Origin of the sequence: Microcoleus sp. B7-D4, assembly GCF_036705125.1 — a bacterium.
GTDB lineage: Bacteria > Cyanobacteriota > Cyanobacteriia > Cyanobacteriales > Microcoleaceae > Microcoleus.
The window spans coordinates 96595-108059 of the sequence record NZ_JAUBTT010000002.1; the positions used below are offsets into that span (position 1 = coordinate 96595).

Sequence of the window (11465 nt, forward strand, 5' to 3'; positions counted from 1 at the left end):
GGAACAAGGCACTTATGTTTCCGAAGGCACTTATGTTTCCGAAGGCAGAATGGGGAGCATCTCACCTTTGCGGCCAAGCTAGAAATTGGAGTTTTGAGGCAGGAGGCAGGAGGCAGGAGGCAGAAGGAAAGAGGAAGAAGGAAGGAGCCACAAGAAGGAAGGAGCCAGAAGAAGTATTTTTACAAATATGAGATGCTCCCGCAGAATGCACTTATGTAGAAGAAAAGTTCTCCCACTCCCAGACTCTCCCACTCTCCCACTCTCCCCTCTCCGGAGCTAAAAGCCTCAGTTCTGTATCTAGTAAGCAAGAGCCAAGATTTCCGGCAAAAAAGGAACCGCCCGAACAGTAGTCCGGGCGGAGTGTGGTGTGAGGAGTGAACGGAAACATGCGTCTCCGCTTCTTCTATTGTGACATCTCCTTCTCGATAATTCCACAATATTCTGTAAATTTCGAGACTATTGAACAAATTTTGTCAAGGTATGCTGGTATTCGATCGGTAAATCTACTTACCCATGCCCAACTGCTGAGCTTTTTGATAGACTTTACCCTCAGTCAGCAGAGAAGGAGCAATTACCACTTCCACTTGCTGCATCTCCTTAATATCCTTAGCGCCCAAGGTACCCATACTAGTTTTCAGAGCTCCGAGCAAGTTGTGCGTACCGTCATCTAGCACCGCAGGCCCCCGCAAAATTTGCTCCACAGTACCCGTAGTCCCCACGCGAATGCGAGTGCCACGCGGCAAAACCGGGCTGGGAGTCGCCATCCCCCAGTGAAAGCCGCGGCCAGGAGCTTCGGCGGCCCTGGCAAAGGGCGAACCAATCATCACTCCATCGGCGCCGCAGGCAATGCACTTGCAGATATCGCCGCCGGTAATTAAACCGCCGTCAGCAATCACCGACACGTATTTGCCAGTTTCGCGATAGTAGTCGTCCCGCGCGGCGGCGCAGTCTGCTACCGCTGTGGCTTGGGGCACGCCGACACCCAATACGCCCCTAGATGTGCAAGCAGCCCCCGGCCCAATGCCCACGAGAATGCCCGCAGCGCCAGTTTTCATTAAATTCAGGGCGACTTCGTAGGTCACGCAGTTACCCAAAATTACTGGGATCGGCATCTCTTGACAGAATTGTGTCAAATCTAAAGATGAGATTGATTCAGGGGAAAGGAAAGCTGTCGAGACTACTGTTGCTTGCACAAAAAATATATCGGCTCCAGATTCAGCAACCGCCCGGCCGTATTTGCTCGCAGCAGCCGGTGTACCGCTGACGGCGGCAATCCCTCCTCCTGCTTTAATTTCTTTAATTCTGAGCTCGATTAATTCTGGCTTGATGGGTTCGGCATAGAGTTCCTGCATCAGAGAAACAAATTCGTGGTTGCCGACACTCGCGATGCGCTCTAATATTGGCTGGGGGTCGGCATAGCGGGTTTGAATTCCTTCTAGGTTGAGCACGCCCATTGCTCCCAATTCTGACAGCAAAATCGCCATGCGGACATCGACTACTCCATCCATTGCGCTGGCGATGATCGGGATTTCTCGATCGATCCCGCCAATCTGCCAGCGAGTATCTGCCAAACTCGGATCGAGCGTGCGCTGTCCTGGTACAAGCGCGATTTCATCTATGCCGTAAGCTCGGCGAGCACTTTTGCCCCGCCCAATTTCAATATTCACGCTGTTTCACTTCCACAATGTATTTAAATTAGAGTAACAAAATCGTAGCCTGTCGGCAGGTAGCGATCGCGCAAATGAGTTTAAAAAGCCTGATCTTGATTGGATTTTATGAAATCGAAGGGGATACTTTTCCTCAGCAACGGCCACGGGGAAGACGCGATTAACTGTCAAATTCTCCAAGCTTTGAGAGTATCTGGCGCGGATGTTGATGTTTCGGCCATGCCGATTGTAGGTGACGGGGCTGCTTACCGCCGATCGACCGTGCCAATTATTGGGCCCACCAGTCAAATGCCGTCTGGGGGAGTTTTTTACATGAATCCCCTGTTTTTCCTCAAAGATATTGGGGCGGGGCTGATTGCTTTGACTTGGCAGCAATTGCAGGCTGTTTGGAGGCATTCGCGCCACTGCGATTTGGTGGTGGCCACTGGGGATATTGTCGCCGGGGCGATCGCCCATGCCAGCAACCGCCCCTATATAATTTTTCTATCGGCCCATTCTAGTTATTACGAGGGGCGAGTCGATTTGGGTTTAATCTTGTGGCAGTTGCTTTGCTCACAGAAATGTCTGGCGGTTTTTACTAGAGATGCTTTGACTGCTGCTGACTTAAACCGACAGGGTTTAAAGAAAGCTCAGTTTGTCGGCAATCCTGTCATGGACAACCTCAATTCTACGGGCAAAGATTTGCAGTTAATACCCGGAGTTCGGACGATCGCCCTTCTCCCCGGTTCTCGCCTCCCGGAAGCCACCGACAACCTCGTTTTGCTGCTGGAACTGGTTAAAGAAATTGCTAGTAACTCTACTGTACCAGTGCAGTTTCGGGCAGCTTTAGTTCCGGCTTTAATGCCTCAATTAGAGGATATTGCGGCGCGATGCGGATGGCAAATGCGATCGGGCAAGCTCATTTTTCCAGCAATCAAACGATCTTTTTGTGAAGATAAAATAGTCGAAGTGATGTGCTGGGCCGATGCTTTCGCCGATATTTTGCAGCAGTCGAGTTTAGTAATTGGGATGACTGGAACTGCTGTAGAACAAGCTGTGGGTTTGGGAAAACCTGTAATTGCAGTACCGGGAAACGGCCCTGCTTTTACCTATAGATTTGCGGAGGCTCAAAATCGGCTTTTAGGTGATTCGGTGCAGGTTATTGGCACACAACCAGCGAATTCTGATATTATCAAGGAAGCTGCTTTGGCAGTCGATCGTACTTTGCAAGATGATAAATACTTAGCCAGTTGCATTCAAAATGGTTTAGAGAGAATGGGGCGATCGGGCAGCAGCATAAAAATTGCTAATTACGTGGCAAACTATCTGGGTTATTGATTGTGGTAGGGTGGGTCAGGTTGTAAATTTTCAAGCGCCACGAACAGTCTAATTCTGACGCACCATTTATATTATGTCCGGTCGATTACCTCTAATACGGTAGGGGCGGGTTCACAAAAAATATCTGCCAATAATTGACAATCTCTAAAACCCGCCCTTTTAATGGCTCTATCGGACATGATATTATTTCCTGGTGCGTCAGTATGAGATTGTGGATTTGTCGCGAAAATAATTGTGGCTGACGCACCCTACTGCTATTTCAACAACTCAGAAACAGTTTTAAATTCGTAACCTTTCGACTGCAAATCCTTGACAATCATCTCAGTTGCTGCTACGGTTTTCGAGCGATCGCCCCCGCCGTCGTGCATCACCACAATCGAACCAGATCGCACATTTTTAATCACCCGATTAGCGATATCTTCCGCCGTGAGTGTTTTTTCATAATCGTGGGAATCCACATCCCACATAATCAGTTTTTTGTGCATTTGGGATAGCAAATAAGACAAAACTATAAATCGCCTACCCCAAGGTGGCCGAAAACTGATACTATCTTGCTTAACCCCAACTTCCTGCAAAAGTTTGTCGGTTTTTTCAATCTCAGACAGCAAAAATTCCTGGGGTTTAAACATCATATCTTTGTGAGAGTATGAATGGTTTGCCAACTCATCTCCCCTCGCGACAATCATTTTCACGATTTCTGGATGTTTCTCAATATTGCGGCCGATTTCAAAAAAAGTTGCTTTAATTTGATAGCGGTCTAAGATATCTAAAAGCTGATTTGTATAGGGAGGATAGGGCCCATCGTCGTAGCTGAGGGCAACAACTTTTACTTCGGTATCGGCGCGGTTGATGCCGAAATAATTGTGAAATTTAGTAACTTTAATCAACAGCGATACTGCGAAAAATAACGCTATGGTGAAAAGCAGAAACTTTTGTAAAATTTTACCGATTCGCATAGCTGCACGCACTCGATCGAGAATGAAAGTGGATTTGGTCAGATTACCACAATTGGGTAACTGAATCCTTAAGGTATTTTATCATTAATTATTGTCCGTTTCGAGATTTTCGAGTTTTGGCGATCGCCCAGTAGCTAGACGCTTCAAGTGCCAGTACACTTGTACCCTACATATAGCGTAAGTAAGTCCAGAGGAAAAAAGCAATAATAAAAGATCGGGAGTTGTAGGGGCTGGTAAGGCAAGGATTTATATTCGGAGCGAGTGTACGGCTGTTCTCACCCGCTCCTCGCCATGTTATATTTATTTGTATAGTCAACTTTTTTAGGCAGCAATAATTCCCAACATGATTTCACTGCCAGATATCACAATTGTCAACCAAATCTACGACAGTGCTAATACCCTCGTATACCGGGGCCTCCTCAAATCAAATCAGCAACCTTTGATTTTGAAACTCCTCAAAGAGGATTACCCCACACCAGCCGAACTCTACCGCTATCAGCAGGAATACGAAATCACTCGCCGTCTCAACCTAGAGGAAACGATTAAAGCCTACGAACTGCGACAATACGAAAACACACAAGTCATGTTGTTGGAGGATTTTGGAGGAGAGTCCTTAAAAATCGTGCAGTCAGGTCGTCCCTATGCTGTACCAGATTTTCTCCACCTTGCCCTCCAAATCACAGATGCGTTAGGCAAAGTTCATCAAAAAAATGTCATTCACAAAGATATCAATCCATCTAATATTGTCTTGAATCCTCAAACAGGACAATTAAAAATTATTGACTTTGGCTTATCTACCATCCTCTCCCAAGAGAATCCCAGCCTCACAAGTCCTAATCTTCTAGAAGGGACATTGGCTTATATATCTCCAGAACAAACAGGCAGGATGAATCGCTTACTAGACTACCGCACCGACTTTTATTCTCTTGGCGTTACTTTCTATGAACTGCTAACCAACCAGTTGCCTTTTGAATCCGTCGATCCACTTGAGTTAGTTCATTGCCATATTGCCAAACAACCCACTCCACCTCATGAAATTAATCCAGAAATTCCCGTGACTATCTCAGAAATTGTCATGAAGTTAATGGCAAAAAATGCGGAAGATAGATATCAGAGTGCTTGGGGAATCAAGACGGATTTAAAAACTTGTCTTGATCGATTTATAAATGGTAAATTTCAACCTTTTTTCTTGGGATACCAAGATATTTCTCCTCAATTACAACTCCCTCAAAAACTGTACGGGAGAGAATCACAGATTGAGTCCTTATTGAGTGCATTTGATCGCGTAGCTTCCGGACAAGAAAAACAAGTAGGGGTTCGTTTAGCAAATAACCTGAGTAACCCAACGACAACTCAGTCACAAAATCTGCCCGTAGAGACACAAACTGAACTCATGCTAATTTCGGGATACTCTGGTATTGGGAAATCAGCTTTAGTTCAGGAATTGTATAAGCTCATCACTCAAAAAAACGGCTACTTTATTGCAGGTAAATTTGACCAGTTGCAACGCGATATTCCCTATCAAGCTTTAGTCGCTGCCTTCCAAGAATTGGTGCGACAACTACTCACCGAAACTCCAGCGCAATTACAACAGTGGCAAGAGAAGATTCAACGCGCATTAGGAATCAACGGACAAATTATTATTGATGTTATTCCCGAAGTAGAACTGATTATTGGCAAACAGAATCCCGTCCCCGAATTGCCTGCAACCGAAGCAAGAAATCGGTTTAATTTAGCTTTTCAAAACTTTATTCAAGTTTTTTGCCAAAAAGAACATCCCCTCGTCCTATTTCTAGACGACCTTCAATGGACAGACAGCGCTACCCTGCAATTGATTCAGTTGATAATGACCGATTTTACTACTCAATATCTGTTTGTAATTGGAGCTTATCGAGATAACGAAGTCACTGCAACTCATCCTGCAATGCTGACTTTATCTGAGATGAAAAAGCAGGGAGTTGTAATTAATCATCTCTCCGTTTCACCCCTAAATTTAAACCAGGTTAATGAATTCATTGCGGATACGCTGAAAACCGATAGCATCCAGGCGCAAAAATTAGCCGATTTAGTTTGGCAAAAAACACAAGGAAATCCGTTTTTTATCAAAGAGTTTCTCAAGTCGCTTTATACCGAGCAATTGCTGAAATTTGATACTAATGCTGGGGCTTGGTATTGGGATTTAGAGCAAATTATAACTAGGAATATTACTGATAACGTTGTTGAGTTCATCGCAGATAAAATTCAAACCTTATCAGATTCAGCACAAAAAGTTTTACGATTAGCCGCTTGCATTGGCAACCAATTTGATTTGCCAACCCTTTCAATTATTAATGAAGATTCTCAAAAACAAACGGCTGATGAATTGTGGAATGCTATTCAAGCAGGGTTGATATTACCCATTGGGGATGATTACAAATTCCTAAAAACAGACAGAGATACCAAGGGATTAAAAATTATTTATAAATTTGCTCACGATCGCATCCAGCAAGCAGCCTATTCCCTAATTCCCCCAGACGACAAGCAAGCGGTTCACTGGAAAGTTGGGCAACTGTTGTTACAAAATACACCACCACAGGTACTCCAACAAAAGATTTTTGATATTGTCAATCAACTAAACTTCAGTATAGAAGCAATTGACGTTCAGTTAGAAAAAGATAAACTTGCTCAATTAAATCTGATTGCTGGCAAAAAAGCGAAGGCATCAGCAGCTTGGAAACCGGCCTGGAATTACTTAAGCATTGGTATAAATTGCCTGAGTGCAGATAGTTGGCTTCGTCAGTATGACCTAAGTCTAGCACTGTATGTGGAAACAGTAGAAGCTGCTATCTTGAGTGGCCATGTTGAGGAAATGGAAAAATTGGCTAACCTAGTGCTTCAACAAGCTACTTCATTGCTGGACAAAGTGAAAGTCTATGAAGTCAAGATTCAAGCTTATACAGCACAAAACAAACCTCTGGAAGCTATAGATACGGCACTTTTTGTATTAAAGCTGTTGGGGATTCGCTTTCCCAAGAAGCCAAATAAATTAGATATTATCATTGCACTCGCCAGGACAAAGATCGGGCTAGCAGGGAAACGAATCGAGGACTTGATCGACCTGCCAGAAATGACTGATCCTGACAAGATAGCCGCCATGCGTATCTTATCAATTATGTTTTCTGCTGCCTATTTCGCCACACCAGAATTGTTTCCGCTGATAGTGTTTAAACAGGTTAATTTATCAGTTCAACATGGTAATACTCCTGTGTCATCCTATGCTTATGCTACCTACGGACTAATTCTTTCGGGAGAAGGCGTCAACGATGTTAACTCCGGCTATAAATTTGGGAAACTTGCTCTCTTGTTAGTCGATAAATTCAAGGCAACAAAACTTAAATCTCGGACATTATTTATCTTTAATTACTTTATTAGACATTGGCACGAGCATATTAGGGAAAGCTTAACCCCTTTGCTAGATGCTTACTTGATTGGACGGGAAACCGGAGATTTAGAATATGCGACTTTTTCAGCCGGCGCATACTGCTACTATTCCCTGGTAGCGGGCAAGGAACTGACAAGGCTGGAACGCGAGATGGCTATGTACAGTAACGCTTTCCGGCAATTCAATCAAGAAACATTTTTTTATTACAATCAACTCCAGCGGCAGGTCGTATTGAACTTAATGGGTCGGGCTGAAGATAAGTGCCGTTTAATCGGTGAAAGCTATGATGAAATAAAAATGCTGCCCATTCATTTGGCGGCGAATACTACAAATATTTGTCACTCCATCTATTTTTTTAAATTATACCTCGGCTATCTTTTCCAAGACTATCAGCAAGCCCTGGAAAATGCCGCCTTGGTCGAAAAAAATATAAACAGTGCTGTGGGATCTATTCCTCTTTCTCATTTTTACAATTCCCTTACTCATCTTGCTATATATTTTGATGTTTCTAAAATTGAGCAAAAACAAATCCTGAAAAAGGTTGAATCCAATCAGAAAAAGATCCAGAAATGGGCGCACTTTGCTCCGATGACTCACCTCCATAAATTCTATCTAGTGGAGGCAGAACGATATCGAGTTTTGGGTGAAAATTCTAGGGCGATCGACTACTACGATCGCGCTATTGCCTTAGCCAAAGAACATGAGTACCTGAACGAAGAGGCTTTGGCTAATGAACTGGCAGCCAAATTCTACATCGCTTGGGGAAAAGAGCAAGTTGCCCAAGCCTATATGACAAATGCTTACTACTGTTATTTACGTTGGGGCGCAACAGCTAAAATGACAGATTTGAAACGACAGTACCCACAACTTTTAAAGCGTTTTACGACAGCCAATACGTCCATAGATTCGCGCAACAGCCTGTCTAATACTTATGGCAGCACTTCAGGTGAAACCCTGGATTTGGCAGCATTGATGAAAGCATCTGGGGCAATTGCCAGTGAAATTGAGTTGGATAAACTCCTCACGACTTTGATGAAAATCCTGCTAGAAAGCTGCGGGGCACAAATTGGCTATCTAATTTTAGAGTCTCAAGGACAACTGCGAGTCGAAGCGTCAGGTGAGGCTAACTCAGATCGGGTGATGGTTTTGCAATCGACTCCTATAGAAACCTGCCTGCCTTTGTCGATTATTCACTATGTTGAAAGGACTCAGGAAGGACTGATTGAAAACAATGTGGCCCGTGAAGGCAGATTTACCCAAGATGCTTATATCAAAACACAGCAGCCCAAGTCTATCCTTTGCGCCCCTCTGCTCAATCAAGGGCAATTAATTGGCATTGTTTACTTGGAAAATAATTTAGCAGATGGCGTCTTTACACCCGATCGCCTGGAAGTGATTCAATTGCTTTCAACTCAGGCGGCGATCGCCCTTACTAACGCCAGACTCTATACTCAAGTACGATCGACGCAAAATCGCCAGAATAAATTCCTTAATGCCATTCCTTTTGGCATATCCGTTCACGACGCCAAAGGACAACTGGTTTACGCCAATCCCGTTTCACAGCAGTTACTGAATATTCAAGATTTACCCAAAGCCGCAATCGATCAACTCTCAAAAACCTATCACATTTATCGGGCAGGGACAGGGGAGGTGTATCCAGTGGAAGAGTTGCCCTTGGTGCGATCGCTTGGCGGTGAAAAAACATGGGCGGATGATTTGGAACTGCACTACAGTGAGCGAATCGTTCCCTTAGAAGTAACCAGCACGCCAATTTTGGATGACACGGGTAATGTAGAATATGCGATCGTAGCTTTTCAAGATATAAGCGAACGTAAGCAGGCACAGATTACACTCATTGAAAATGTTCGCTTAGAACAGGAAATTCGCGAGCGCAAAAAAACAGAAGAGGCTCTGCAGCAGAGCGAGGCACGCTACCTTGGTATTCTGGAAGACCAGACAGAACTGATTGCCCGGTATCTGCCAGATGGTACCGTTACCTTTGTCAATGAAGGCTTCTGTCGATTTTTTGGACTGACAAGGGAACAACTCATCGGCCATCACTACGCACCTGTCGTGTTTGAGGAAGACCGCGAATATGTAACCCGAGTCGTCAATTCCATTAGCCAAGAAAATCCCGTTGTCACAATTGAAAATCGGGTGATTGTTAGCTCCCAAGTGCGTTGGACGCAGTGGGTTAACCGAGCGATATTTGATGATTCCGGTTGCATTGTTGAATTCCAGGCGGTAGGACGAGATATCAGCGCTCGCAAAAAAGCCGAAGCAGAACTCGAGCAAGCAAAAGACGCTGCTGAAGCTGCCAACAAAGCTAAAAGCACTTTTCTTGCCAACATGAGTCATGAATTGCGAACTCCCCTCAACGCCATTATCGGCTTTTCTCAACTGATGAATCACGATACTAATCTGTTAACTGAACAAAAAGAGAACCTTAACATTATTTATCGGAGTGGAAATCATTTATTATCTCTAATTAATGAGGTACTTGACCTTTCCAAAGTAGAAGCGGGACGCATGACTCTATCGGAAACTAACTTTGATATTCATCAATTACTAGCTGATGTCGAGGAGATGTTTGCGTTAAAAGCCAAATATCAAGGCTTACAATTACTGTTTGAATGTGCTGCCGAAGTTCCTAAATATATCTATGCTGATGAAGTTAAGTTGCGGCAAGTGCTGATTAATTTAATCAGTAATGCCATTAAGTTTACTCCTTCGGGAAGCGTATCTGTAGAACTAAAAAGTAAACAGGCCAAAACCCAAAGTGAAGCCCAAACACAAATAACCACAAACCAACAACAAACAACCATTATCTTTGAAATAAAAGATACCGGACTTGGCATCGCTGCAGACGAACTAGAGAAACTATTCAAACCCTTCGTACAAACAGCATCAGGTCAAAAAGTGCAGCAAGGAACCGGATTAGGACTGACGATTAGCCGTCAATTTGTCCGCTTGATGGGAGGTGAAATCACCGTTATCAGCGGCGGCAAAGCTTTCACCCCTGGAAGGCCTCTCAAGGAATTTTTAGAAGACACAACGGGCACAACATTTAAATTTGACATTCCTGTGGGCATCGCTGATGCCAGCACAATTCAAAACCAACCCTACCATCGTCGCGTCGTTGCCCTCGCCCCTAACCAGCCCCAATATCGCATCCTAGTGGTGGACGATCGAGATTACAATCGGCAACTGTTAGTTAAACTCCTCAAACCTGTTGGTTTTGAGGTGGAAGAAGCGAGTAACGGTATTGAAGCGATCGCACTTTGGGACTCCTACTCACCGCATCTCATCTGGATGGACATGAGAATGCCCATTATGGATGGTTATGAAGCCACGAAACAGATTAAAGGCACTATCAAAGGTCAAGCTACGGCTGTTATTGCCCTGACAGCTAGCGTGTGGGAAGAAGAAAAGGCAGTTATTTTATCGGCTGGGTGTGATGATTTTGTGCGAAAACCGTTCCACACAGAAGCCCTTTTTGACATCCTGGCTAAACATTTGGGGGTCGATTATATTTATCAGGAGCAAGACCTACCCTCTCCCCCTTCTAATGTGACTGGAGAACCGTTAAATTTCACTGATTTATTAGCAGCGATGTCAAAAGAATGGATAGTAAAATTATATGAAGCAGCTATTGACGCGGATGCGGAATTAGTTTTTCAACTCCTAAAGGAGATTCCTGAATCTCACACTTTCGAGCTTCAAACTCTCAGAAATTGGGTGACGAAGTTTCAGTTTGAGAAGATTCTGGATTTAACTGAACCATTGGTTGGTGAATATTGATATAGCAGATTGCAGGTTTATGAAGTATACCGCGCGATCGATCCCCCCTAGCCCCCCTTCTTAAGGGGGGGACAAGAGTCTTCTCAAAGTCAACCCCTACTCCCCTTCTTAAGGGGGATGCGAGGGGGATCGAGACTCAGCTAAAAGCGAGATTTCTTGGGTCGGATTGTGTAAGTCCCGTTTATGCTATTTGATGCTAGCACGCGGTTGGTTCAGTTCCATCATTGCGATCGATCCCCCCTAGCCCCCCTTCTTAAGGGGGGGACAAGAGTCTTCTCAAAGTCAACCCCTACTCCCCTTCTT

5 protein-coding genes are annotated in these 11465 nt (G+C 44.4%); 3 read left to right on the forward strand and 2 right to left on the reverse strand.

Annotated features, from left to right (window positions below; all coding sequences use genetic code 11):
• The first annotated feature begins 32 nt into the window (after nucleotides 1–32).
• Nucleotides 33–191, forward strand: coding sequence for a hypothetical protein (locus QUB12_RS01190; RefSeq protein ID WP_333300378.1), 159 nt, complete (start codon nucleotides 33–35; stop codon nucleotides 189–191).
• 312 nt (nucleotides 192–503) lie between these two features.
• Here QUB12_RS01190 and QUB12_RS01195 read toward each other — a convergent pair whose 3' ends face one another.
• Nucleotides 504–1667 carry a GuaB3 family IMP dehydrogenase-related protein gene (locus QUB12_RS01195; protein ID WP_333143258.1) on the reverse strand — a complete coding sequence of 388 codons (1164 nt, stop codon included), beginning with the start codon at nucleotides 1665–1667 and terminating at the stop codon, nucleotides 504–506.
• A gap of 108 nt (nucleotides 1668–1775) precedes the next feature.
• Between QUB12_RS01195 and QUB12_RS01200 the strand changes: the two genes are divergently transcribed.
• Entirely contained in the window at nucleotides 1776–2984 is a 1209-nt protein-coding gene (locus QUB12_RS01200) for a lipid-A-disaccharide synthase-related protein (RefSeq protein ID WP_333305094.1), read from the forward strand.
• Between the two features lie 254 nt (nucleotides 2985–3238).
• Here the strand turns inward: QUB12_RS01200 and QUB12_RS01205 are convergent, their stop codons facing one another.
• Nucleotides 3239–3940, reverse strand: coding sequence for a polysaccharide deacetylase family protein (locus tag QUB12_RS01205; protein WP_333143256.1), 702 nt, complete (start codon nucleotides 3938–3940; stop codon nucleotides 3239–3241).
• Nucleotides 3941–4283: 343 nt separating this feature from the next.
• Between QUB12_RS01205 and QUB12_RS01210 the strand changes: the two genes are divergently transcribed.
• Nucleotides 4284–11162 carry an AAA family ATPase gene (locus QUB12_RS01210; RefSeq protein WP_333305096.1) on the forward strand — a complete coding sequence of 2293 codons (6879 nt, stop codon included), beginning with the start codon at nucleotides 4284–4286 and terminating at the stop codon, nucleotides 11160–11162.
• The last annotated feature ends 303 nt before the right edge of the window (nucleotides 11163–11465 follow it).